General features: G+C 61.6%; 24 protein-coding genes. 15 read left to right on the top strand and 9 right to left on the bottom strand.

Annotated elements, in window-relative coordinates; translation table 11 throughout:
* Nucleotides 1–276: 276 nt before the first annotated feature.
* A complete protein-coding gene (locus SO139_RS37190) occupies nucleotides 277–2058 on the bottom strand; it encodes a PHP domain-containing protein (protein WP_498541580.1) in 1782 nt (593 codons plus the stop codon).
* Nucleotides 2059–2284: 226 nt separating this feature from the next.
* Between SO139_RS37190 and SO139_RS37185 the strand changes: the two genes are divergently transcribed.
* On the top strand, nucleotides 2285–3346 hold the full coding sequence (locus tag SO139_RS37185) for an ROK family protein (protein WP_498541579.1): 1062 nt from the start codon (nucleotides 2285–2287) through the stop codon (nucleotides 3344–3346).
* Nucleotides 3347–3845: 499 nt separating this feature from the next.
* On the opposite strand, the gene SO139_RS37180 is transcribed toward SO139_RS37185, so the two are convergent.
* Both SO139_RS37180 and ku read right to left on the bottom strand, forming a co-directional pair.
* On the bottom strand, nucleotides 3846–4958 hold the full coding sequence (locus tag SO139_RS37180) for a DNA topoisomerase IB (protein WP_498541582.1): 1113 nt from the start codon (nucleotides 4956–4958) through the stop codon (nucleotides 3846–3848).
* Nucleotides 4959–5089: 131 nt separating this feature from the next.
* The gene (gene ku / locus SO139_RS37175; protein ID WP_498541578.1) at nucleotides 5090–6100 is read right to left on the bottom strand and encodes a non-homologous end joining protein Ku; all 1011 of its coding nucleotides are present in this window, start codon (nucleotides 6098–6100) and stop codon (nucleotides 5090–5092) included.
* A 125-nt stretch (nucleotides 6101–6225) separates the two neighbouring features.
* Between ku and SO139_RS37170 the strand changes: the two genes are divergently transcribed.
* Both SO139_RS37170 and SO139_RS37165 read left to right on the top strand, forming a co-directional pair.
* Entirely contained in the window at nucleotides 6226–6630 is a 405-nt protein-coding gene (locus tag SO139_RS37170) for a hypothetical protein (protein WP_474801680.1), read from the top strand.
* 239 nt (nucleotides 6631–6869) lie between these two features.
* On the top strand, nucleotides 6870–8057 hold the full coding sequence (locus SO139_RS37165; RefSeq protein WP_498541577.1) for an MFS transporter: 1188 nt from the start codon (nucleotides 6870–6872) through the stop codon (nucleotides 8055–8057).
* A 148-nt stretch (nucleotides 8058–8205) separates the two neighbouring features.
* Here SO139_RS37165 and SO139_RS37160 read toward each other — a convergent pair whose 3' ends face one another.
* Nucleotides 8206–8571, bottom strand: a complete 366-nt coding sequence (locus SO139_RS37160) for a PRC-barrel domain-containing protein (RefSeq protein ID WP_474801678.1) — start codon at nucleotides 8569–8571, stop codon at nucleotides 8206–8208.
* Nucleotides 8572–8809: 238 nt separating this feature from the next.
* Between SO139_RS37160 and SO139_RS37155 the strand changes: the two genes are divergently transcribed.
* Nucleotides 8810–9133: a hypothetical protein gene (locus tag SO139_RS37155; protein WP_474801676.1), complete on the top strand. Its 324-nt coding sequence runs from the start codon at nucleotides 8810–8812 to the stop codon at nucleotides 9131–9133.
* A 460-nt stretch (nucleotides 9134–9593) separates the two neighbouring features.
* On the top strand, nucleotides 9594–10877 hold the full coding sequence (locus tag SO139_RS37150; RefSeq protein WP_498541576.1) for a S41 family peptidase: 1284 nt from the start codon (nucleotides 9594–9596) through the stop codon (nucleotides 10875–10877).
* Nucleotides 10878–10988: 111 nt separating this feature from the next.
* On the opposite strand, the gene SO139_RS37145 is transcribed toward SO139_RS37150, so the two are convergent.
* The 3 genes from SO139_RS37145 to SO139_RS37135 all read right to left on the bottom strand — a co-directional run bounded on the left by SO139_RS37145 (nucleotide 10989) and on the right by SO139_RS37135 (nucleotide 15007).
* Nucleotides 10989–12770, bottom strand: a complete 1782-nt coding sequence (locus SO139_RS37145) for a Rieske (2Fe-2S) protein (protein ID WP_474801672.1) — start codon at nucleotides 12768–12770, stop codon at nucleotides 10989–10991.
* A gap of 238 nt (nucleotides 12771–13008) precedes the next feature.
* Nucleotides 13009–14439: a TAXI family TRAP transporter solute-binding subunit gene (locus SO139_RS37140; RefSeq protein ID WP_474801752.1), complete on the bottom strand. Its 1431-nt coding sequence runs from the start codon at nucleotides 14437–14439 to the stop codon at nucleotides 13009–13011.
* Nucleotides 14440–14803: 364 nt separating this feature from the next.
* Entirely contained in the window at nucleotides 14804–15007 is a 204-nt protein-coding gene (locus SO139_RS37135) for a CsbD family protein (protein ID WP_474801670.1), read from the bottom strand.
* A gap of 812 nt (nucleotides 15008–15819) precedes the next feature.
* On the opposite strand from SO139_RS37135, the gene SO139_RS37130 reads away from it, so the two are divergent.
* From SO139_RS37130 to SO139_RS37090, 9 genes are all read left to right on the top strand, one after another.
* Nucleotides 15820–16092 carry a DUF2934 domain-containing protein gene (locus tag SO139_RS37130; RefSeq protein WP_498541575.1) on the top strand — a complete coding sequence of 91 codons (273 nt, stop codon included), beginning with the start codon at nucleotides 15820–15822 and terminating at the stop codon, nucleotides 16090–16092.
* Nucleotides 16093–16247: 155 nt separating this feature from the next.
* Nucleotides 16248–17060 (top strand): carbohydrate porin, encoded by an 813-nt coding sequence (locus tag SO139_RS37125; RefSeq protein ID WP_498541574.1) that lies wholly within the window; start codon nucleotides 16248–16250, stop codon nucleotides 17058–17060.
* Between the two features lie 160 nt (nucleotides 17061–17220).
* On the top strand, nucleotides 17221–17673 hold the full coding sequence (locus SO139_RS37120; RefSeq protein WP_474801666.1) for an Hsp20 family protein: 453 nt from the start codon (nucleotides 17221–17223) through the stop codon (nucleotides 17671–17673).
* Between the two features lie 79 nt (nucleotides 17674–17752).
* On the top strand, nucleotides 17753–18073 hold the full coding sequence (locus tag SO139_RS37115) for a hypothetical protein (RefSeq protein ID WP_498541573.1): 321 nt from the start codon (nucleotides 17753–17755) through the stop codon (nucleotides 18071–18073).
* A 512-nt stretch (nucleotides 18074–18585) separates the two neighbouring features.
* Complete coding sequence (locus SO139_RS37110; RefSeq protein WP_498541572.1) at nucleotides 18586–18927, top strand: DUF1236 domain-containing protein; 342 nt, start codon at nucleotides 18586–18588, stop codon at nucleotides 18925–18927.
* Nucleotides 18928–19066: 139 nt separating this feature from the next.
* Complete coding sequence (locus SO139_RS37105; protein ID WP_474801660.1) at nucleotides 19067–19438, top strand: hypothetical protein; 372 nt, start codon at nucleotides 19067–19069, stop codon at nucleotides 19436–19438.
* Nucleotides 19439–20301: 863 nt separating this feature from the next.
* Complete coding sequence (locus SO139_RS37100; protein WP_474801658.1) at nucleotides 20302–20526, top strand: hypothetical protein; 225 nt, start codon at nucleotides 20302–20304, stop codon at nucleotides 20524–20526.
* A 132-nt stretch (nucleotides 20527–20658) separates the two neighbouring features.
* The gene (locus tag SO139_RS37095; protein ID WP_474801656.1) at nucleotides 20659–20907 is read left to right on the top strand and encodes a hypothetical protein; all 249 of its coding nucleotides are present in this window, start codon (nucleotides 20659–20661) and stop codon (nucleotides 20905–20907) included.
* Nucleotides 20908–21293: 386 nt separating this feature from the next.
* Complete coding sequence (locus SO139_RS37090) at nucleotides 21294–21761, top strand: hypothetical protein (protein WP_498541571.1); 468 nt, start codon at nucleotides 21294–21296, stop codon at nucleotides 21759–21761.
* Nucleotides 21762–21838: 77 nt separating this feature from the next.
* On the opposite strand, the gene SO139_RS37085 is transcribed toward SO139_RS37090, so the two are convergent.
* Nucleotides 21839–22336 (bottom strand): response regulator, encoded by a 498-nt coding sequence (locus SO139_RS37085; RefSeq protein ID WP_498541570.1) that lies wholly within the window; start codon nucleotides 22334–22336, stop codon nucleotides 21839–21841.
* A 686-nt stretch (nucleotides 22337–23022) separates the two neighbouring features.
* A complete protein-coding gene (locus SO139_RS37080; protein WP_498541569.1) occupies nucleotides 23023–23982 on the bottom strand; it encodes a sensor histidine kinase in 960 nt (319 codons plus the stop codon).
* Nucleotides 23983–24207: 225 nt separating this feature from the next.
* Here SO139_RS37080 and SO139_RS37075 point away from each other — a divergent pair, with 225 nt between their 5' ends.
* Nucleotides 24208–24504, top strand: a complete 297-nt coding sequence (locus tag SO139_RS37075) for a hypothetical protein (protein WP_474801648.1) — start codon at nucleotides 24208–24210, stop codon at nucleotides 24502–24504.
* Nucleotides 24505–25049: the final 545 nt, after the last annotated feature.

Raw genomic sequence — 25049 nt, 5'->3', positions numbered from 1 at the left:
CAGGAGATGACCGCCTCGCTGGCCACTGGCGCGGGCCTTGCGGGGACGACACCGCTGGTCTTAGTACGCCCATCACGAGTATTTGGACGCTGAGTCTGTAGTCTCCGAGGCGAATCGTTTCAGGCCGGGCGGGAAGCGGTCGCTGAGACGCGGGGCGCCTTCGACGCCCGGCTTTCACCAACAGGTCTTGAGTTGGTGCGCGTTGCTGAAACGGTGCTCGCTCTCCGCCGAGACAGACGCCACCACCCTTTCATAACGAGATCGGCCCTTGGCGCCTCAAGCTGCACGTGCGAACGAGCCGCGCCTGCGGCGAAGGTGTCGCATGATGTCGGCCAGCGGCATCGCGTTCAGAACCCGGTCCGGCGGAACACCGCCCTTGCGGGCCATCTCCACACCCCAGTGCATGTGGTCGAGCTCTGCGATCGAGTGCGCGTCAGGATTGATGCTCATCATGCAGCCGAATTCGAGCGCTGCCTGGTGCCAACGCCAGTCCAGGTCGAGCCGCCACGGATGGGCGTTGATCTCGACCGCAACGTGATGCTTGGCGCACGCCCGAAGGACCTTCTCGATGTCGATTTCATAGCCGGGTCGGCGCTGAAGCTGGCGTCCGGTCATGTGACCGATGATGGTGGTGTACGGATGGGAGATGGCCCGCAGCAGGCGCTCGGTCTGCGCCTTCTTATCCAGCCTGAAGCGACCGTGGATGCTGGCCACGACGAAGTCGAACTTATCGAGGACGTCGTCCGGATAGTCGAGGGCGCCGTCGGCGAGGACGTCCGACTCGATCCCCTTCAGGATCCGGAAGTCCCTCCTAAACTTCCTGTTGAGCCGATCCGCCTCGCGGTGCTGCTCCTCGATCTGCTCGAGCGAGAGGCCGCCGGCGTAGTGCGCCGACCTTGAATGATCGGCTACACCGAAATACTCGAAGCCCCGTTCGCGCGTGGCATTGGCCATCGTCTCCAGGGTTTCGGTCCCATCGGAGGCGTTGGTGTGACAGTGCAGGATGCCGTGCAGGTCGCGGTCGGTGACCAGCTTGGGCAGATCGCTTTTCAGCGCCCGCTTGATCTCGCCACGGCCCTCGCGCAGTTCGGGTTCGATGAAGGGAAGGCCCAGCGCGTCGTAGATGTCCTCTTCGGTCGTGGCCACCAAGCGCTGGCCCTTCCGGAGCCCGCCCGGCTCAAGCGTCCACCCCTTATGTTGTGCGAGGGCCCGCAGCTCCCTGAGGTGCTCGGGCGAGCCCGTCGCATGCAGCAACGTCGCGCCGAAGTGCTTTCGGCAGGTGAGGTGGAGTTTGAGCCCTGACGAGTCCAAAGCGGCGGTGGCGTCCTGCGGCTTGGCCGCTTCGGCGACCAGAGCGAAGTCGGTCACCAGTTCGCAGCCGCGCCGGAAATCGCCGGCGACCGTGATGCGCTTGAGCTCGGGCCGAGCTCTCCGGAGCGAGTTCTTGGCATGCTCAAGTAGGACGGCGGCGCGATGCAGGTGCAGGCGACCTTCGCCGCTCTTTGCGATCTCGAGGTTCTGCAGGATCTTGGTTTGCAGCGCCGCCCCGAGACCTTTGGTCTTCTTGATGCGGTCGTCCTTGGCCGCCGCCTCGAGCTCCGAGAGCGAGGCGATGCCGAGATCCTTGTAGAGCCGAAGCACCTTGTCCGGCCGCAGGCCGGGCACCGTCAGCATCTCGAGGACGCCGGCGGGGACCTCCTTCCGAAGCCTCTCGAGAGTGGGATGCGTGCCGTCCCGATGAAGCTTGGTGATGATGTCAGCGATCGCGTCGCCGACGCCTGGTATTTCGGCGAGGCGGCCTTCCGCGATGAGCACGTCGAGGGGGAGCGCGAGGGCGGCTAGGCTGTCCGCCGCGCGGGAGTAGGCTTTGGCCCGGTACGGGTTGCCGCCGCACAACGCGGTCCGCTGCGCATACTCGCGCAGCAGCCTTGTTAGCTCTTGCGTGTCGGCTGCGGACACTCGGCCTCCGGATCTGTGCGGCGTCGCCGACTGGTTTTTTTCGCCATCGCAAATCCCCTTGTTCAAGTAAGCGGGCAACGGATCAACCGCGTCCTGCATGCAGGGGTTCCACGAGTGAAAGAGGAACGGGCGAGCCGCTGCGCATCCATGCGCATGGCAGACGACCGCTGGGCAAGGGCTATCTAGGCTGGAGACATGGCAAGCTTGAATGCGTCACCCTCGGCGGAAAACCAGGCAAGCCGCGGTGAGGTGCGGAGGAACGGACGTCCGGTCCGCATCGTTGTTTCAGGCCCAATGATTATGAGCGGCTTGTTCAAGGTTTAGGATGACCGACGAAACGATTACGACCACTGGCATCGCCGCTCATGGCGCCTCCCGTCTGCCATCTGTCGAGATTGACAGCTTCAACATCGAATTGAAGGACGAGGAAGGATTCCTCGGGGACCGGGCCAGCAAAGGCGCCTTCCGTGACCTCCTTGAGCAATGGCGAAAGCCGCTGCGGAAGTCCGGCGAAGACCCGTTCGGCAAGGAACCCTCCGAAGAGATTAGCAAGAAGGAGCTCGACGCTGTCCTGACCGACGACGACCCCAGGGCGGCTGCGATCGTGCACAGCGCCATCGAGGACTTCTCGCAGGAGCTCGCCCATGTCACGCGCCGCTTTCTCGCCAAGGCATGGGAGAGGACCGAGCGTATCGTGGTCGGCGGCGGTTTTAGCGATAGCCGGCTCGGCGAAGTCGCCATCGCGCGCACCGAGATCATCCTCAAGGCCGAAGGCTTCAAGATCGAGATCCTGCCGATCCTCCATCATCCGGACGAGGCAGGCCTGATCGGTGCGTTGCACCTCGCTCCCTCCTGGATCTTCGATGGGCATGACTCCATTCTCGCAGTCGACATCGGCGGGACCAATATCCGCTGCGGTATCGTCGAAACGTGCAGCAAGAAGTCGCCGGACCTTTCCAAGGCGAGCGTCTGGAAATCGGATCTGTGGCGACATGCCGACGACGAACCGAGCCGCGCGGACGCGGTCAAGCGCCTCGTCAGGATGCTGAAGGACCTCATCGCGAAGGCGGACAAGGAAGGATTTGAGCTGGCGCCGTTCATCGGTATCGCGTGTCCCGGCGTTATTGAGCGCGACGGGTCGATTGAGAAAGGCGCACAGAACCTGCCTGGTAATTGGGAGAGCAGCAAGTTCAACCTGCCGGCAAGTCTAGTCGAAGCCATCCCGCGGATCGGCGACCACGACACGGCCATCGTCATGCACAACGATGGCGTCGTGCAGGGCCTCTCCCAAATCCCGTTCATGAAGGACGTGAAACGCTGGGGCGTGCTGACGATCGGCACGGGCCTCGGCAACGCCCGGTTCACTAACCGCAATGGCAAAGGCTAGTTCGTTCGCGACGTTTCAGTACAGCATGCCAGCTGATGCGCATATCCCCTCGGGCTTGTTTCGCCCGATTGTTGGTGACGCATCGGGAGTTAAACTCTCGCAGATTGCAATGACGAGTAATACGCCGTTGTTTAGCAGCGCAATCGTCTGACTTTTTGCGTCTTGGACTGCTTGTTCGAAAGTTTGACCGGGTCGGCAGATGACGAAGCTCTTCCGATCCTTAGGCCCCCCAACGTCGCAGGCCCACTTTAGAAGGTGACGGCTCCGGTCTCGTGACGCACCATTTCAAAACTGCAACTATTTTTGTGAGGCAGCTCTCGTTGGATGGTGGTTAGGTCATACCTACTCCGGGCCGAGCACGTTTGATCCTGATCTATTTTAGCCCGGTGCCTTGCACTGAAAAGACCGCCTTCGGGCGGTCTTTTTCCATCTCGCCTCTTCTTCTGCACGTCGTATGTCTGCTCGACGGCTGCTATCGCCTCGCCCGCAGCCCGTGTAGTTACCGCTTCGTCTCAGCGGTTCTCGACCGTTCCGCTTCCTTGGCGAGCCGGCCTCGAAGCAACGCGAGCACGGCGGCTTCCTCCGGCTTGAGATTGCCCACAGCGCTCCGAAGCTCGCTCTCGGCCTGTGATTTGAGCTCCAGGACCAGGTTGCCATCCATGTACGAGTTCAGCACCTCTGGATGGATGTAGCACTTCCTACAGATCGTCGGCGTGTTGCCAAGCCGCGCGGAGACTTTTTCGATCGCGCTACGAAGATTGCGCTTGGCCTGAGCGGCGCTGTCGAAGCTTTCAAGCTCCATGAGCGCCATGGCCGCCAGCACCGTCCCCGCCCAGGTTCGGAAATCCTTTGCGGTGATCTCCTTTCCGGTAATTTCCTTCAGGTACTCGTTGACGTCGGTCGACGCGACATCCTGGTAATTGCCTTGTTCGTCGACGTACTGAAGCAGCTCTTGCCCGGGGAGTTCCTGACAAGCTCGAATAATTTTGGCGATTCGTCGATCCCGCACGCGAAGTGACCATTGCTTGCCGCTCTTACCGGTAAAGCGGAAGCGCACTTCGCTTCTGTCGACGGTGACATGCCGGTTCTTCAGCGTGGTCAGACCATAGCTATTGTTCTGCCTGGCGTAGTCGTCATTCCCTACGCGGATCAATGTGGTCTCCAGGAGATGCACGACGGTTGCCAAAACTTTTTCCCTCGGGAGCCCGCGTAGTCCCATGTGATCGCGCACTGTTTCCCGAATGGAAGGCAGCGCATCAGCAAATGCGACGACATGCTCGTATTTCGTGCTCTCCCGAATCTCGCGGAAACGTGCGTGGTAGCGATATTGCTTGCGTCCCTTGGCGTCACGGCCTGTTGCTTGGATATGACCATCCGCAAACGGGCAGATCCAGACTTCAGTCCACGCGGGCGGGATCGCCAGTGCCTTGATCCTCTTCAGTGCACCACGCTCGACGAGCCTCGATCCGTCCGCCCGGGTGTAGCTGAATCCCGTCCCCGCCTTGTTGCGGCGGATGCCGGGCCGCTCGTCGGAAACGTATCTCAGGCCAGCAGATTCGGCCGCATCTCTCGGGTCGACAATAGTTTGCGTGCTATCCGGTGACTCGACCAGCAACACATTGCCTCCTGTCTGCCCCCTAGATGAACCCTTCTGGTTATCGGGAGGTTCCTCCAAACCCTCGGTCCTAAGAGCAGCGCGAAAGATGGCCGGGATCGTCGCGCGTGACCAGTGTGGTCTAGGCGCTAACTGGTCCTGCGGTGACGTGCGCTGCGCCTCGCCGCGGCAGGCTTCCCAGCGCCACGCCGTTCGGGTTTTGCCGAGCGGTCGGCGTCGATGCTTCGCCGGAGCGCATCCATAAGGTTGACGATGTTCTCGCGCGACGGCCTGATGGCAGGCGGCTGCGCGGGGCGCGTCGCCTGCTTCTTGCGCAGGATCCGCAGGAGCGCGCTGCGGTAGTGGTCCTCCAGCAGAGCGGGGTCGAAATCGGTCGACTTCGTCCGGATGATGTGCTGTGCGAGCTTCATCATCTCGGAAGGCAGCTTCACCTCTGGAATCTCGGTGAAATATTCGGACGCGTTCCGGAGCTCGTGTGCGAAGCGCAGTGTGATACCGCGAAGGCCGCGCCCCGTTGGCTCGACCAAAAACGCCCGCTCGCGCGAGGACAGCACCACGCGGGCAAGGCCGACAACGGCTTCCCGAGCCATTGCATCGCGGATCACCGCGAAGGCTTCTTGACCGATCTGCTCGCGCGGCACGATGTAGTACGGCTTCTCGAAATAGCTCGCGTCGATCTGCCCAGCGGGAACGAAATGCTCGATTTCAATTGTGCGCGTGTTCTGCGGCCGCGCGATGGAGGCCGCTTCCTCGAGCGCCCCGGCTTCATCATCATAGTTCGCAGCGCTCCCTTCCTCTTGAACGCCGGCGGGAGAGATTGGCGGGCTTTCACGGCGAGGCGCAACAAGCTCCAGGGCTCCCGGGGCGGGGCGCTCGCTCCTCGCCCGCTCAAGGTCCCGGTCCTCGACTAACAGGAACTCGTTCTCGCCGAGCTCGTAGCCGCGCGCCTTCTCGGCGGCGTTCACGACTTCGCCGGTGACGGAATCGACGAGCTTATGTTTGAGGCGATGACCCGTGCGCCGGTTGAGCTGACGGAAGGAAACGCGCTCGGCCGCCGAGATCGCGGGATAGAGTGCGATCGGAGAGGAGACGAAGGACAGCTTCAGATAGCCCTTCCAGTAGGGCCGGGACGCAGGCACCGGAGACTCCAACGCTACAGGATACAAGAGCCAAAGCCTGAGGGAAGGCCAAGGAGACAACGGAGGGAAGCGACGGGAGTTTCAGGGCATTTTGCGCTGTGTTGCACAACTGTGTGCGTTGCGCCTTGCTGTTCGCGACCATTTTTGGCGAGGACCGCGCGCCGCCGGCTCCGGAAGCCGTCCCTAAGTCGCAGGAACTATTTATCCCTCCGCCGAGTCAGAATTGCGTTAGCTCGGTCACGGCGCTTCCGCTGGGATCACCGATGTTGTCCGCCATGCGCTATGTTGTACATGCAACAGATTTGTCCGGTCTGGCGCTCGCTACCTATGAGATCGAGGCTGGCTGCGATGATGACGCAAGGCGGCGAGCCGAGATATTCCTCGAAGCTCACCTGTCAATAGAGATTTGGGACGGCGTGCGGCGCGTGGCGCGCCTCACGCGCGCCGAAGCCGAAATCAGAGAGCAGTTGGCCACGGGGGCCAAGGCGCACCAAGTCGAGGTGACCGATCACGAGGTCAAACCTGGATAAAAGGTGTAAGCGAACAAAAGGCGACACCCGCAACCGTACCTCTGAGGAAGCACGGCTTGGAGCCGGGCTGACCGATCCTGACGCGATGCCGCTCACTCCAAACCGCGAGCCAGTCTATTCGTGTTCGGGTTGTAACGGGAGTGGGTCGAACATCAGGTTTGCTTCGGTCGTGTGGATTTGCAATCTGACTGGAGACCCTGGTGTAAGGCGCGGGCCATCATGTCCAAGGCTTATCGACTATGCGTATCACCGAACCAATTGCCTATATTGCTCTTTACGGCGCCTTGTACGCTGCATTCGGCGCGGCATCGCCATTCTGGCCAAAACTCTTCGAGACGAGAGCTCTAACGCCCCAGCAGATTGGCTCGATTTTGGCAGCTGCAATGCTGGTGCGCCTTGTCTCTGGCCCGTGTGTTGGAAGGCTCGCTGATATCTTCGGTTCGCTGCGCCTTGTGCTCGCAAGCTGTGCCGGGTTGGCGGCTGCGGCGGCAGTCGCATTGATCTGGGCAGAAGGGTTCTGGTTCTTGCTTCTCCTGGCTGTGGCTCAGGCTGCGGCACTTGCCCCGACGACCTCGATTGCTGATGCGTTGTCGGTGAATGCGGCAAAGCCCCAGATGGCCGAAAAGCCCTTTGAGTACGGCTGGATACGAGGTTCGGGCTCGACAGCCTTCGTTTTGGGCACGCTGCTCGTTGGACAGCTCATCGGCCCTGCTGACCTCACCCCAGTCATCTGGATGAACGCCGGACTGCTCGTCACGGCGGCGTGCGCCACAGCGTTGGTGCCCGCTGTTGCTCCTCCAGCTGCTGCGCTAAACACGGGGCCATCGCTCGCCATGGGTGAGGCGCAAGGATTCCTGACGATCCCACGGTTTCGCGTCCTGATTTTGGTTTCAGCCTTGGTCTATGGCAGCCACGCGATGCACGATGCATTTGCCGTGATCCGGTGGAGCGACGCTGGAATAGGCACTTCGGTCATAAGCTTCCTGTGGTCGGAAGCGGTGGCTGCAGAAGTCTTCGTATTCTTTCTTGTTGGTCCAGCATTGATCGACCGGCTTGGCGTGCATGGCGCGGCCGCCTTGGCTGCTATGGCCGGAATCATACGCTGGTCGATTGCGGGCGTGACGACCTCCGTCTTGCTTCTCTCCATAATACAGCCCTTGCATGGTTTGACCTTTGCGCTGCTTCATCTCGCTTGCATGCGCATGATGAGGATAGTTGTCCCAACACCGATGGCCGCAACGGCCCAGGCCCTTTATGCGTTTGGTTCAGGCCTCGTTACTGCTGCACTCGTGTCGCTGTCGGGTGTTCTTTATGCCCGATACGCAGGAGCGGCATTCTTTCCGATGGCAGCTCTCTGTGGCGTCGCGCTTCCGTTTGCTTGGTTTGGCTTAGCCGGTGAAACAGGTCGATCCTCTGGCCCTCTTTAGTGCGATGGTTCCAGCTGCGGGCAGGCATCCTTCACCGAGCAGCGCGCTCCGGAGAAACTGCGGAATTTGAGACCCGGCGACCGCCGAAACGGCCCCAACGGCGTGGAAAGCGCATCGGGACCGTCGCTCCAGTGAGACGGTAGATCTCCTAAGGAGCAGGGATGCCGGCGTAGTAGTCGTCGACCGACCGAGCCGTCGCAGGATCTGACCAGTTCCAACTGCGTTCGCTGCTGTACTTTGGTGCGCCTCTTAGCCGGTTCTCAGTCGCGCCTGTGACGTAGCCGCCGAGATTGGTGTCATACTTCAGGGACTGCCAGGGAAGCGGATAATGATCCTCCCCGATGCCAAGAAAGCCGCCAAATCCGAGTACGGCGTACGCGACCTTACCGCTGATCTTGTCGATCATCACACGTTCAATCGAGCCGATCCGCTGATTGTCCGCGCCGTAAACGGCAGTGCCTTCGACCTTGTCACTGCCGATCAAATTTCCTGTTTCCCGTTCTTCGTAGGCCATGCGATTTCCTCCTCCTAAAGAAAGTTCAACAAACGGGGGATTCGCTCGTTCCTAGATCGTCAGGCCTCCAGGCATCTGCTTCCCAGGAGAACGAGACGGCGCTGCGCCAGCGCAAGGCGGTGGTGGATGCGCGTGCGGAGCTGCTTGGCTCCGGACCGGCTGAAACGCAGCAGCCGACGCCGCCCGCGTCCGTCAAGATGGTTGACGCCGCTCCGGTCCCGGCGGGGGCCAAGCGCTCGTGCCGCCCGCGCCGGTCGTCGCCAAGCCGGCGACTGGTCAGCTCACACCTGATCATCCCACGCCGCGGCAGTTCGACGTGGAGACGCTCGTGGCGGCCGCCGGCGACCAGCGACGCGGGTGCCGCCTCCTGCCTCCGGCCATGCTTGTCGCCATTCCCAGAGGGGGGCGACGACAGGCGAGGGTGGTGGGCAAGCTCGGCGAGCTGCCGATGGCGCTGGGGCTCGTCTCGCTCTTAAGCTCGAGCCGGATCCTTCGAAGGGGCGTGCTGGTTGGGAGGTTTCTCGATGCAAGGATGGATTTGGCGGTCATGCCGGAAGTCTGATTCTGGAACCGTCTTTCGCCCTGGCCCTAATATGCTCAACCGCTGGCGGCCCGCCAGACGACGGCCATCTTGGGCGCCTGGCGCTGCGGGCAGGCTGCGTCGACAGGCTTGGATGGGGATGCAATGGCGAGCGGAGCCGGAATCAGAGGCTGCGCATTTCGAGCCGGAGAAGTGCTTGTCGACGCTTTTCAATGGCTTTGGCGAGCGTTGGAAATTGTAGGCATGGTCGATCGCCGCATCAAACATGGCCGTGTCCTTCAGGCCAGGCCAACAGGCCTGTAAGTCGTCCCAAGCTCCGGCGGCTCGACAGGCGAAAAGTTCTGCGGAAAGTAGCACCGTAGTGGCAGTATCGCTTGGTCTGGCATATCGTGACCTCAACGATCGCCGCGCATTCCCCAACGGTTGGGCATCGCATGGCCGGCGAATGCGCCCGGCGGGCGCGTCACTGCGAGATCAGACGATGAAAGAGGCTATCGATCCATCGCCTTCGCGTCGCCAAGTGTTGCGGCTGGCAGCCATGGTCACGGCATGTGCCGTGGCTGCACAGGCCTCGAGCGCTGCGGAGCCTCTAAAGCGAGAGGCCAACGACTCCTACGTTCCCGCCGATGGCGTCTCGACGTTCGAAAGCGTTTGGCAGACTGTCCGTGATCACTTTTACGATCCGCATCTCGATGGACTGGACTGGCCGGCGGTCCGGGAGAGATATCTTCCCGACGTTGAGCGGGCAACGTCCCAGGACTCTCAGGCGCACGTCATCAATATCATGCTGTCAGAGCTGCACGCCTCGCACACGCGTTTCTACACGCCTGATGAGCCCGAATATTATCAACTTGCAGACATCTTTGCCGGCGCACTGCGACGGCGGGGACTGCAGCGTGCGTTTCCAGACGGCCGCATTTCGTACCCTGGCATAGGCATCATTTCAGGCTTCGAGGCGACCGGTCGCAACACAATCACTGGTGTCATCGATGGAACGCCGGCTCAGCAGGCGGGCCTTCGTGCCGGTGATGAAATCATCGCTGCTGACGGGGCCGCATTCGAGCCGATTGGGTCCTTCCGCGGAAAGATGGGCAAATCGGTCGTCCTGGAGATTGATCGGGGCGCCTCGGTGCTGCAAGTCCCGGTGGTGCCGGTCGATCTCGAGCCCACCAAAATGTTCCTTCATGGGTTGGAGTCCAGTGCGCGCGTCATCGAGTCCAACGGACGACGTATCGGCTATGTCCATGTTTGGTGCTATGCCGGCTCGATCTATCAACGCGCTCTTGAATCCCTGCTGTCTCAAGGGACGTTAAGAGACGCAGACGCCCTGATCTGGGATTTGCGGGATGGCTGGGGCGGCGCGCAACCCCAATATCTCGATCTCTTCAGTGCCCGCGCGCCTACAATGCAGGTGACAGGCCGAAGCGGCACCAGTGAATTCGTGAATGTGAAGTGGCGCAAGCCCGTTGCTATGCTCATCAACGGCCGTACGCGCAGCGGCAAGGAGGTCCTTGCCTATGGGTTCAAAAAGTACCGGTTGGGCGAGCTCATCGGCACCCGGACAGAAGGCGCTGTTCTTGCCGCCACCGCATTCCTCATCGGAAGCGGCCTGCTGCTGCTCGCAGTCGAAGATGTCCACGTCGATGGCGAACGCCTGGAGGGCGTCGGCGTGACGCCGACGATCGAGGTCCAGGCAGGCGCGGCCTCCGCCGGGTCAGACGACCCCCAGCTGAGCCGTGCTGTCGCGGTTCTGTCCGGGATATGATCCAGGCGTCATATTCGTGCGCAAGCCAGAGCCAACGCGGAAAAGGTCCGTCTCGGTTCGCTTTTGTCAGTTCAGATCGACCATAATGTAGTGCGCTTTCAGCGCGTGACGTCAGGACGATCCAACCTCCAGATGGAGCTCGCCACCCCGCATCAAGCGGCGGGCGATGTCGGCCGTCTGCAGGGAAGCGCGTTCGGTCGGCGAGTGGGCCGCCAGATAGCGGGCCACCGCGATGAGGATGTGCCGGCCCTCGTCCGTGTCGCCCCACGCGCCGAACTGCCGGACTCCCGCCTCCAGCATCTGGTACGAATGGAAGCCTGCATCTTCGCGCAGCACCGCGTGTACGAGCGTGGCGATCAGCGCCTGCGGCGAATGGCCGAGCGTGAAATGCCGTGCCACCAGCCTCGCGGCGAGATCGACCTGCCTCTGCCGGTCGAAAGCATCAAGCAAGGCGGCGCCGATCGCCCCTTGATCCGCGGGCAGATCATCGAGCTGCTCGCCGCCGTCGCCCGGAATGCGCGCCGGCGGCACGTTGAGATAGCGCGCAAGGTAGAGCGCCATCACTCCATGCAAGACGCCGCGGACCGCCGTCAAGTCACTGTCGATGTTGGCAGTCCCGATCCGCCTCAGCATCTGGTGTACCGCGTTGGCATAGATGAAGACGTGATGTGCCGTCTCCCAATCGGCGTGCTCGTTGGCATGGCCGAAGCGCGCGACCCTGAGCGCGGCCGCGTACGCGAGGCATTGGCCAAGGTCGGCAGCGGCGGCACCGGCGCGGATCGCCTCCTCTAGTGCGTCTACGATCCTGGCCGGATCGTCACCGAGCAGCTCTTGAGCAAGCGCGGCGCGGCCCGACCACTCGCGCGAGCCACGTTCCGCCGCGAACAGGTCCGCGAGTTTGCGGGTTGAGTCCTCACACAACGCGACAAGGTCGACGGGCTGACGCCAGGTTGTCGATTCTTCGGCGCCACGGGCGGCGACCATCTGACCGACGACAGTCGGCAGCAGAGCCGCCCCGTGTTGCCAGCCGACCAGGTCGAGGCACTCGAATGCCTTGTTGATGAAGTCGAGCGAGTGCCCGGTGTCGGCGAACGCTCGCTCGGTCGCGGCGGCGAACAGGGCATTAGCGAGCTCAGCCGAGGAGAAGCCGGCCGCAATCGCCGTGAGCAGGGTTCGCTCGGCCGCCTCGCGATGGCGCACGGTCGTCCAACGTCGCAGCCAGCCCTTGAGCGCAGCCGGATCCGGCCGGCTGCCAAGCGGCGCGCGTTCCCGCCGCGGCGCTTCGCCGTCGCAGTCCTCCGCGACGCGGCGCGCGCCGTGGAAGAGGGCGAGAAAGGCCTCCTCTTTCGGCAGCGCAGGCAGGAGATTGCCGAGTGCCGTAAGGATCGTAAGACCGACGCCCCAGCCGTCACGATTTAGGGCCCCGAACAACGCCACCTGCCGGACGGTTTCGGCCTGCGGCACGCCGGCCGTGAGCTGACCATGAATGGCCTTGGCAATGACGAGGCCGAGGTCGTGGGCGAGGCCGTCCGCAAGCCGCTGCTGCCAGTGCACGGCGGGATCGGCCTGCGTGAATGTGATCTTCACCCAGACCTCACCATTGCGCACCTCGACTGGGCAGATCGGCGCGTCGTCCGCCCACAGGTCGAAGGTGCAGCCGCTTTCGAGATCGAAGCGAGCGTGGTGCCAGTGACAGGTCAAGATGCCGTCCTCAACGCTGCCGCGCTCGAGCGGGAAGCCCATGTGCGGACACCGATTGTCGAGGGCGAAGACGCGCCCGCGGTCGTAGACGACAAGGATCGGACGTGGGCCACCGTGTATGACGAGCCGGCCCTTGAGCCTCAGCTCCTCAAGGCTGCCTGCCAGCGCAAATTCTTTGCTGGGCGCGTCCATGAGCATACCTCCCATTGTCTCTTTGGGGGCGCTGCAGATCACATAAGCATTGCCTCTCGGCAAGGCGAGAGCGCGGGCGCCCGGTTCGACATCACGATGTAGAGCGTCGAGGCTTCGGACAGCCGCCGAGACGTCGCGGACAAACGCCCAAATCGGCCAGTCCTGACCTTTCACTTTGCTTAAGCTGCTAGGTTCCTACGTCAGTGCCGATCGGGACGACAGCTTTCACCTGGTCACGTCATCCTCGAGGCGTAAGGCTGTGGCGGATCCCACCGCCACGAACCGGTTCGGAGGTGCCGCCTTCTTGCAACGCGCCTCGCCTCTCGACGATGGCATGGCTCAACAGTTCGAGCACAAGGCCAAAGGCCGCGAGTTCCTCCTCCTCAATGGCGCCGACATCGTAACATTCAAGGGTTTCGCTGATGATGGCGTCGGCTTCACGCTGCAGGGCCAATAATTCCTGGTTGGATTCCGCGGTCCGGGCGCTGGAAACCATCGCCAGGATTCTGTTGCGATGGCTGGTGTTTTCTTCCCTTTCGTCCCGATTCAAATAGCGACGCAACCAAGCGCCGGCCGAACCGATCGCGGAGAGGAGCAGGAGCGCAAACCAGAAGTAATCGCCGTACCTGTCGAGGAAGGTGCGTTCGTTGCCGTCGATGACTGCCGCCGCTCCCCGATGTACCGGTAGCTCGGCGTCTTTCTCGGTGTCCGGCTTGGTCATATGTGCAGCACCAGGCACTTGCCGGGCAATGGCCTGACGAACCGCGAAGAGTTGCCGGAAAAAGGCCGCCACAGTCGTTTCAGACAAAGTCTTTCGCGCCACGATCAGGTGGCTGACGCTGACCGTCTCAACCTTGTCATCCGGCCAAGCTGGATCCGCATTGAAGACGTTGGGCGGAATTTCCTCGGACTCATAACGCGGGTGCTTCAAGGCGATGGCTTCCGATGCCTCGATCGCAAGAAACTTCGGCTCCCCTCGCGCCCGAGCCGTTGCGGCGATGGCGTCGGACGTGATTTTGCTGTCGAGCGGACCGACCGCCATGAACGCATCGACGGTCAGGTCGCGCGCCAGCTCCTCGATGTGGTCCGTGCCAAAGTGCGAAACCGCAACTTTGTCCGCCTCGACGCCGGCAGCGCTCAGGATGACCCGCAGCAACTCGGAATTCGCAGGGGTCCGGCCGATCACGCCAACACGGTGCCCGGCGAGGTCGGCGATCTCCTTGATTTTCGGTGCGTGCTTTCTCCTGGAGCTCTTTCCGCCGACTCCGGAGGGCGACCACAGCACAACGAAGTTTTTCCGCATAGTGGCGACGATCTGCGCGTCGGTGGGCATGTCCAGATCGGCACGGCCGACCGCAAGATCGGCCTTGCCGGCCCTGAGCATGGCGAGAGCTTCCACCGCCCCGTCGGTTACAATCGGAGACAGCCTGACGGTTCTGCTTTCGCTGGCGAAGGCATCGGCCATCGCCTGAATTACCTTTTGATCGTTGCTTCCCAGCGGTCCGACTGCAATCCGGAGAATTTCCGGCCGCAACGCATAATACAGTGCGCCCGCCGCGGCGCCAAAAACAAGAAATCCGACGGCCAAGACCAGCAGTAACGAATTGCTCCTTCTCCGCTGGCGGCGGGCGGCGTCGCTGGTTTTGCTTGTACCATTGGACGAGGACATTGCCGCTGCTGGTCGGAGATCAAAGCGCTCCCTGCTTCCCAGGATACCACGTATTTCCAAAAGTAACGTCCGGGTGGACGCCTTGTTCATTTCCAAGCGGTGAGATCGTGAGCGTTCGGAAGGCTCGCTGCGGCAGAAGGCGCCGGTATCGGCCCGGACGTGAGCACGCAGCCGAGACAATTGTACCTAGCTGGCGGCCCTGATGTTAAACCGCTGACGCACCGTCGCTGCTCGCCTGACTTGGTTCTTGCGGCAACTGCATGTAATCTTCGGAGCTTGTCCGTGGACCATGGATCGTACGAGCGCTTTCAGCGCAAGCCACGCAAAAAGAAAGCCCGCGCGGTGGTCGGCGGGCTTTAAGCGGCTACCATTTCTGGCGACCAAACCAATCGTTGAGCTCTTTTCTCGCTTGGTCCTTCTGGTAGCCGTAACGCTGCTGAAGTTTTCCTTCCAACTGCTCTTGTTTTCCATCGATGGCATCTAAGTCATCGTCGGTGAGCTTACCCCACTGCTCCTTGACTTTGCCTTTTACCTGCTTCCAGTTTCCTTCGACGCGGTTCCAATCCATGTCGTCCTCCTCTTTTTCAGAGGATATCCAACGCGCCATCTCCAAGCTGGTTCGACTCGGTTGCCGCAGCTAAGCCAGCACGTGCCGGCCAAAAAGGCGTCCTTCGTCAAAGCCCGCGCTCATTGCACATCCACCCGAGAACAGCGGCAGGCTATGCTCTCGTGGAACAAACAGGACCTGCCCCCGCTTAATCAAATCAGGAGCCCGGCCATGCTGCGATTGAGACCGCCACGCCCCGTTCGCACGACGCTCGACCTCGCGGACGCGAAGCAGGTGAAATCTATGCGGAGACGCCTTGGCATCTCCGATGCTGATCTGGTCAGGATCGTCGATAAGATTGGCAACTCGTTAGCGGGCATTCAGAAGGAGGTTGAGCTCGAAAGGGCAGCGGCCCTTGAGCACTCCACCCCAAAGAAAGAACCTGCGACCCTAGCGTAGGAGTTTGCAACCACCCTGTTGAGCAACGATCCTTGTTGAGGAGCACAAGCGCGATGAACCGTCTGATTTATCTGATAGGGCTGATAGTTGTGATCGCTGTTATTCTTTCGTTCTTTGGCTTACGATAATCATTCGATCCGTGATCAGCGACTTCGCGGCTGCAGAAAAATGGATGATCCGCACCAAGTAAACACCTTAATTGCCCGGTTGGCGCTCAATGAGGTGCGCCTGCAGATTGCCGCGGTTGATCGGGCCTCGTAACTCTGCCTCACGTGAATAGTAGGTTGCTGGCTACGGCCCAACATTGCACCGTCCTTTCAGAGTGACAAATCGAGAAAAAATCGAGCAGCGCCGTCTAACGCCGAGGCGCAGTCATGGAAAACGAGCAAGATCTACAGCATCAGATCGAGCTGGCTAAACGCGTTGCGGCCTCCATCAAAGATGAGACCACGGTGCAGCGGCTGTTGCGGTTGGCTCACGAACTCAAACAGAAGCTCTTCGCGTTGTCCCGGCGGTCACAGATCAGCGCGCGTGCCTACGAGCTTTGGGAACAGAGTGGGTGCCCGTCGGGACGCAATTGGGATTTCTGGCTTCAAGCTGAGCGGGAGGTCAACGACAAATGTAGCCGAGATGGAAGCGCTGATTGACCGCATAGTACTGCTTGGGCACGGGATGGTCAGGAACGGTCCTGGGCCATTGAATGCCACTTGCAGAGGAATCCGACCTCTTGAATTGGCTGTGCCGCCATGTCCCAATGGTTCAGCCGCACAACAATGGTGGGTTAACCCACGATGGGTCTGCATTGAGCAAGAGCATTCGACGCCTCTCGCATACGATCCTGCTTGCTGCTGTGTTTGCGGCAACCCACGCTCTCGCGCAGGAAGACAAGAAGACGGATGAGGACAAGCCGGCAGACCCCGACACCGGCGAGAGCACCGTTGAGGAAAAAACCTTAGGGATCCTGCCAAATCCCTTCCAGAGATACGGGGTCAAGTTTGCAGCCACCTACATCGGCGAGACACTTGGCAATATCTCCGGTGGACTGAAACAAGGTGCCATCTATGAAGGGCGGCTGAACCTCGCAGTGGATGTCGATCTGCAAAAACTCGCCGGCATCGACAAGCTTACATTCCACGCCAATATGTTTCAGATCCATGGTGAGGGATTATCGCGCAGCAATCTCGGCAATTTGTTCGTGGTCAGCGGCATCGAAGCGCTGCCATCCACCCGGTTGTATGAAGCCTATTTCGAGAAGCAGTGGGGAAACAAGAAGGTCTCGCTGAAGTTCGGCCAGCTTGCCGCCGACAGTGAGTTCTTCAACACCAAATACACCGATGTCTTGACCAACGCCTCGATGGGCTGGCCGGCGATCACATCCATTGATCTGCCCTGCGGCGGGCCGTCGCCTCCTTTGGCGGCGATGAGGACTGCTCGTCGGCAGACACGACCGCCAAGCGAATCTGCCGGCTGGCCGTCCGTGCGGAAGTCGACCGCTTTCCTGCGGGTCGCTTCTGGTGGCGAGAACGCCTCGCTCAGTGCCGCGCTCCGCCCTTTCGGCGCGAACGATCTTGCGGAAGAATTCGAGTTGCCGGCTCATTGCGACGGCAATCCCTAACCAATATCTTGCGAAAAAAATCGCACGACCGCTTGAAACTTTTTCGCGGCTTCCAAATTTTTCTGTCGCCGCAGCCGCGGCCAGGGTGCCTTAGGGGCCCTGCAAGGCGGGTGCTTCCGGTGCCGGCTCGTACCCATCTTGCTCTGAGGAGGATTTGGCTATGAGGTATGATTGGACTCCCCTGTGGAGGTCGACCATCGGTTTCGACCGCCTTTTCGACGTTCTCGACGAGGTCCAGCGGACCGCCGAAGAGACCTATCCCCCGTACAACATCGAACGTCTCGAGGAGAATCGCTTCCAGATCTCGGTTGCGCTTGCCGGCTTCTCGCCGGACGAGGTCGCGCTCACGGTCGAGCAAAACGTGCTGACGCTGGAAGGCCACAAGGCCGAGAAGGAGGAGAAGACCTTCCTGCATCGCGGCATATCGGCGCGCAACTTCAAGCGGCAGTTCACGCTGGCCGACCACGTCGAGGTGAAGGGCGCCCGGTTCGAGAACGGCCTGCTGATCATCGACCTGCAGCGGGAGATTCCCGAGGCGATGAAACCGCGCCGCATCGATATCAACGGTGCGACCTCGGGCAACGTCAAGCAGATCGAATCAAAGGCGGCTTAATCGGCTTGAGACTCCAGGATCAACGCCGCCGCGGACACCCGCGGCGGCACAGGCAACTCGTCCAAATCAGGAGGCGACCATGCGGCCGACGACCGCGACCCACGACAACGTATTCGATTTCGATTACCTGCTTCATCCCGGCACCAGGTTCGAACACCCGCGGCATGTGGTCTTTCATCCGGGCCTCAGCCTCGGCGAGAAGCGGGCCATTTTGGCCTCATGGGTCTCGGATGCATCTGCGATCGCATCCTGCCCGTCCCTGCGGGCTCCGGAAGGGTTGAAGGCTCCCGTCACTATCGACGAAATACTCGAGGCGCTGCGCGAGCTCGATGATGGTCCAAGACAGCCTCCCGGGGGCAAGCCGATGCGTGTTCGGACCGCCGAGCGTTGCGCGGCGTGAGCGAGAACGGCAGGACAACCTAACACTTTGAATCGGGGAGCTTTCCGAGCAAGCTGCCGCGCGGCTCAGGTGCAGTGGATGGAAGCACGGCGCGACAGGCGAAGCATGATCGAAGCTGGCGCGCCTTGGTGCAGCGCGCGGCGCGACACAGCGTGAGCTGACCTTCGCGGCGGCGCCTGCCGACGCGCCTACAAGAGCTCCGCCCCGAGGTCCCCGCCGTAGGCCATCGCACGAGGGACAGAAGGCCTGCGCCGCAAAAAATCACGGAATGGCTCGTGGGATGTCCCCGCTGCGGCGCGGAACTTCGCCAGTGAGGATTGCCGTGTTGGCTGCGAATGAGACTCGGCAAACGACGGTCACCACGACTCGAGGATGGTCCAGCCAGTCGCCGGGATCGAGCTTCGTTCCGGTTCCGCATCAGGAAAAAGAGGAAGTAGTTCTGCCCTGGCTCCGGAACATTGCCATCATTCACGTGTTCACGCAGCGCCGCATGGAGCGGCGAGGAGAGACTCATGAAGAAGCTGCTGCTGATATCCGCGGCCGCCGCGCTGATCTCGACGGGCGCGATGGCTCAGTCGACGACCGTCACCACAACCGGGGCCGGCCACGCGGCCGTGCAGATCGAGCCGGAGTACCGCACCAAGATCCGCACCTACGTCACCGAGCACAAGATCCGACCGGTCGAGACCCGCGAGAAGATCGTCGTCGGTTCGCCCGTGCCGCGCGACGTCGAGCTCGAGGCGGTCCCCGCCGAGTGGGGTCCCTCGCTCACCAAGTATCGCTATGTCTACTCCGGCGAGCGCGTGATGCTGGTCGATCCGGCGACGCGCACCGTCGTCCAAGAGGTGGACTAACTCCGCCCGTCGCGGCGGGCCGCGGAGGAGGAGGCGGCCCGCCGCAAGCTGACGTCCGGCGACCCGCCGAGAAGCGATTCCTTGAGCTGAAACCAGCGGTACCATGCCGATCATCCGATACTTCGTATTCGTGGGCGGGATGCTGCTCGCGCTGCTGTTCGCCGCCGAGTGGTATCTTCCGGCGCCAGTCGATCGCACCGACGCGAGCGATCTCGACAGGACGATCATCCGCATCCGTTCGGCGAGGAGCCTTCCGGAGAAGATCGTGTTCGACACGCGCCCGCGCACCGACCTTCCGGCCCTGGCAACCGGGGAGCCGATGCCCGAGGAACGCGAACATTTCGCGCGCGAGGCACTGGCCGCCATGCCGTCTCCTCAGTCCAAGAAGGAGCCGCCGGCGCGGAGACGCGCAGAGGATCGTCCGCCGGCGAAGCGGTCGGCGAAATCGGCGAGAAGGCTGCCCGAACGACGGCTGGCCTTCGACCACGACTTCTTCGGCGGAACGTGGTGACTTGAAGGCGACACCCATCCGGAGCGCGGCCTGATATCGCCTTCGCTGACGCGGTTTCACCAAGGGTGATGGTGCCAGCCCGCCGCCCCAGCGGTAAGGCGCATCGTATCCGTAGTGCTACGCGTGGGTCCGCCGTAGTAGCCCTATAGTAGCCTGGAGCGTACCGTAGTTGCCGTAGACCCCATTCGTAGCCCGAAAGGCAAGGTCGCCGACCACGGCTCCCGCGGGAAGGCCGCCAGCGAGCGCGGGACCGAATCCGCGGACGCGGGCTTCCGCATGGGAATGGCGCCGCCATGGAGGTCACCGAAACCGCCGACGATCGCCGCTACCATTGCGATCTTCTTCATCGATTTTCCTTTCTAGTTTCCGGCGCAGCCGAACAAAGGGAAAAACGGTACGGTTGCTGGCGTGCCTCGGCGCCGAGGGGCAATGGACTTCTCGGCGCCGGGGCGGGCGTCACTCGAAAGTTTCGAGCTTGGAACACAAACAATTGGATCGCAGAGGGGTTCACCGCGCTCTCCGTCGCGCGACGTCTGATCGCGCGGCTTGACGACGTCGGCTCGTCTCGTCCTGAAAGAGCTCCGCCCCACGTCCGGGCCGCAGGCCATCGCAACCACGAGGGACAGCAGAAGGCCTGCGCCGCAAAAGGTCACGATGACCCTTCAGCTTCTCGATATCGAGGTCCGCGCCGGTGCATTGGAGAGCGCCTTCGCCAGTGCGGCCGAGGGGACGTCGAGATTGTTGTCGAATCTGGCGGCCCGGCATGTGCGATGCGAAAGCCAGCTTGCTGGCGCGCGCCCCCGGTCGGGGGAACGGCCGCCTCCGGCCCGAATTGATCCGGAGGTAGAACTCGGAGAATGCTCATGAAATGGATCCTCACAGCGGCCTGCGCCGCAGTGGCGCTTGCTTCGGCCTCGGGCGCGGACGCGAAGGGCTGCATCAAGGGCGCAATTGTCGGCGGTGTCGCCGGCCACATGGCAGGGCACGGCAAAGTCGGCGCCGCCGCCGGTTGCGTGATCGGACATCATGAGGCGAACAAGAAGAACACGAACAATTCGAATGCCCAGGCGCCAGCGGGCCAGAAGTGACCTTCCGGACAATTGGCCGGCTCGCAGCGGTGCCACACTTGGCGCGATAGATGACGGGAGCGAGGACACCGTGATCATCGACACCGATACGTTGCCCGCCGGATGTCTCCGCTGCGGCGGGGAGGCTTGCGCGTGAGGATCCGCTTCCACTCTGAGAGCCACATCGTCGAACTCGACGATGGATCGCGATGGCAGATCTTTCCCGGCGACCTCGATCTCACGCTGGACTGGAAACCGGAGACCGAACTCACCGTGGTGAAATCCAGCGAGGAAGTGGGCTCACACCTGCTGGTCGGCAGCGGCGTGACGGTGCGGGCTATTCCGGAGGGAGAAAGATGGCCGATCGGCGTGGTCAAGACGGTGCTCAAGAAGGAGAGCTGAGTGGACGCGGCCTGCGGGTTGTCGGTGCCGTATGCGATGCGAATGCCGGTCTGCGGGAGTGATGAAGCTCATCTGCGACGAGGCGGCCAGCCTGAGCACTAGGTTGGCGCTCGGGGATCCACTGCATGACCAAACCGTCCGAAGGTAGGCCGCCAGCCTCTGAAATCGCCGCTCAAGATCTAGTCGCCAGCACTAAGCGTGTTCTTCGGAGAGAACGCCGATCTGATCGGTCCGGAGACGAAGAGCGAAAAGAACCGCCGCCGAAGCCGAAATCTCTGGACGAAGGCCTTCGTCGGTTGGAACGCAGCTTGCCCTGCCGCTTTCTCTGATCGATGGATACGAAGGAAGCGCGCTCGCGCATTTCATGCTCGACCGAAGGAGAGCCGATGAAACCGACGGTGCTGACGCTCGTTTTTGGACTCGCTGCCTCGACATCCATGGTCTCGGCGCAAACCGTCAGATGGACGACCTACTCCATCCCGCAGACCAGTACTTCGGTTGATTTCCCCGCCTCAATCTTTACCGAAGACGCGGGCCGGCCGGACGGCTACGGACAGCGATTTCAAACCGCTGACGGCCGAGCCAACCTCACGGTACAGGCCGCCCCCAATGTTTCGAACGATTCACCTGCTGCTTTTCTCGCGAAAAAGCATCCGCCGCAGCGCATACAATACAAGCGGGTAACATCTCGCTTTTTCGCTGTGTCGAGCTACAAGGGCGATAAGGTCTGGTATGATCGCTGCAACTTCTCGAGGGGATTGGTTCACTGCGTCCTGATCAATTACCCGGCGACGGAAGAGCACGACTGGGACGACATCGTTACGCGCATCAGTCTCTCGCTCAGCGGAAGGTAAGTCGGGCGCATCCGCGCGGCGCGTTTCGCGGGCGATGGACTGAGTCAACGTGCTTACGTCGAGAGCCTCTCGTTAGCTTAACTACGTATACCTTGCATGGCGCTCGCCAAATCTTCTGCAGAAAAAGGCTTTCGAATCATTGGCAAGCCGTAGCGCCGACGCTCGCGGCCAGAGAGTTGTAGAACTTTTAACTCCGGGTGAAGGCGCCTTGCGCGTTCGGCCAGTTCATGCCCGTCCATGCCAGGCATATTGATATCTGTGATCAGTATCGATATCCGACCGTTTCGTTCAAGCTGATCGAGAGCTTCGAAGCCACTCTCGGCGCGGATTGCTTCGCAGTCCAGATCCTCCAGCATGCCCACAATTACATCCAGCACGCGGGCGTCATCATCCACAACCAGCACTGTGCAGCTCATAAGGTTTCTCTCCGGCTTGGAGCAGATCACATCGACCGGGCGCCCTCTGATTGTGAGACAAAAGTCGACGAACAGTGGCTCGGATGGGGCGCGGCTTGCTAACATGGCCATGCAGGCACTAAAGACCGCCGCGCTTGAGGCCATCGCGCTTGAGGCCATCGCCCCTCCTAGCCCGACTACCAATCGGGATCATCGAGGCCGTCATAGTCCCGAACGACGTACTCGCGAGTGAAGCGCTCGACCGGACGCCAGCGCTCGTGAATGACGATCGTCGCCGTTGGCGACTTCCAATAGTCAGGATGGATGACAATCGTTGGGGGCGGCCGGTATGCATAGGGTGGGTGGATACGCCAGCAAAAGTCCCCTCTGCATGCAATGGCCGCCGAGGCGCTCGCCGTGGAGAACGCCAAAACGCTCGTGGCGAGGCCAGTCGCCAAGAGAGCTCCTCTAGCTGTTCGTGCGTCGGCTTTAAGGTGGTTCATAATTGTCCTCCTTGGCGGTTCTTCTTTGTTGCTGCCCCGGAAACAAATCCAGAAACAGATCGCTTAGTTTCACCCTTCAAGATTAAAACCAGCGCCGGAAGGGCAGGGACGAGGTGCCGGAGGGCCTCGTCTTCAGTTTCGGCTGCATCCACAGCCGCTTGAAACAGGATGGGTAGGTGCAGACTGAGCGCTTACTCGCGGCATGCCGACCCGCACATCACAATCATCGTCGCAAGTGTCCTGAAGGTTCCGAATTCGCGCGCTTGCGCGCGCGTCGGCCAGCAGGGTCAGGAGACGGACGGTTGTCGAGGGCCGTAGAGTGAAAGGCATTAGCGGACTCCAGCTTCGAACGAACGCCAGTGATCAGCTTTCGACGATGACCACCACTTGGACTTCGCAACCTTGCGCCAAGGGCGTCCTGGTCATGCTTCCCTTCATCTGTGCCGTCAGCAGGTTGATCAGACGGGTTCCGAGGCCGCTTTGCGCCTCGTCCGGGCATCCGATTCCATTGTCGCGCACCGTGATCACGACCTTCTCGTTTGTCGTCCGCACATCAACTTCCACCGTTCCCGCCCGTCCCTCCGGAAAGGCGTACTTGAACGCGTTCGTCACCAGCTCGTTGACGATCAATCCAATCGACGCTGCCTGCGAGCTCTTCACCGCGATCTCGCCGCAGGACACTCGGATCGCAATCGGGCGCACGCCCCGATGAAAATCGGCGAGGCTCCCACACAACGCCTCCAGATAGGCCGCGAGATCGACCGTGCTGTCGACCGCTGTCTCGCGCAGCCTGTCGTGGACCTTTGCGACCACCTCGATCCGCGCCAGGGCGGAGGTGATCGCCGCTTGCACGGCGGGATTGGGGTCAGATCGCGCCTGCAGCCGCAGGATCGACATGATCGTCGCCAGGTCGTTCCTGGTCCGATGCGCCAGCTCCATCATGAGGACGTCTGCGTACGCCTTGGCTTCCGAGTGCTTCTCCAATGTCTTGCGCAAGGCTTCCGTTACAGCGGCAATGCACAGCCCGCTCACCAGGAAAATCAGCAGCGGCAGGATCTCGGCGCTCAGGGGCGATGGCATGAAGTATCGCGCTGCCAGCGCCGCGCTCGCACCTGTGACCAGAAAGCCGGAGCCGCGATCAAAGATGACTGAGGCGAGGAAAATGGCCGGGATAAACAGCAACAGCGGATAGGGCCTCAACTGATCGTCGAGCAGAAGCTTCGCCACGAACGCCAGGCCGACCAGCCCCAGGCTCAAAAGGTACCGCGCCCACACCGGGTATCTGGGCGTAACGGACATGAAGCGAAGCAGGAGTCGGTCCATGAGAAACAACGAACCGGTTCATCGGCGTGTTCCAGTCGGTTGCCAGCAGCGCGCGTCCGGCATCTCGCCGGGGATGGCATCGCTCGAAATCGCGACGAATAAGAAGAATCGAGATGCTGGCGCCTCCGTAGTGCGACGATGGAGGAACGCGTGAGCCAACCGGGCGTTCGAGTTGAAGGTAGCGGCACCCGCGCTTCCGAATATCGTTTCAGAGGAGGATGCACGATGAGGTCCATTGCAGGCGGGCTTGTACTCGCTCTGGCGCTTTCCGCTCCGGCCGCACTTGCCCAGACCACGAAGCCGGACGTCTCCGGTGCCCCGAGCGCGCAGAACTCGGGTACTGGAATAGCTGGCCAGCCGGGAAATAAGAATGGTCCAGCCGCTGAGCCGGGAAAGACCGTCGGCTCTAGCACGACCTCGAACCAGCAGAATCCGACGGTCCAGCAGCAGGACACTTCCAACATCAAAGGTCTGCCGGGAAATAAGAGCGGCCCGCCCGCCAAGGAGCCCGATCGCAAGTGATGTTGAAGCTCGGTTTGACTGCCGAGGGACGCTAATCCTGCTGCATCCGCTTCTGCCCGCCGAGCTCCTTAACCATCCGGACGATCTCGTCCGGATGGTAGGGTTTGTTTACTGTGAAGCTGCCGGGCACGGGATGTGGTTAAGATGGCGAGAAGCCGGTGGCCTCGCATCGACGACGAATTCGCGGATCAGAGGATCGTCCTCGACGAGAAGTACGCTCACCGGCAGCTCTCTTAGTAGGAAAACCATTTGTTACGCATGTCGAACGGCCCAAAGGGGGGGTCGTTCCTGACGGCTGCGTCGCCTGCGAGCGTGACGGGAAGGCTGTTCTAACGGTCTGATGCCGAGAGTACTCAGGACCTTCTCGCGATCGCCGCGCCATCGATGACGACGACGCTGGAGGCCTGGGGCAATCTCTTCCATCAGGGTATCTCCGGGCAGCTAAAGCCAACTTTACCGGCATCGGCGCTGTGATACGGTTTTGACCGGCAAGGTTCAGGCTGCCCTTACCCGGTGAAACAATGCGGCATGCCGATGTGGATAAG

This window comes from Bradyrhizobium sp. UFLA05-89 (genome assembly GCF_059803475.1).
This window is presented reverse-complemented; position numbering and strand designations above follow the sequence as displayed.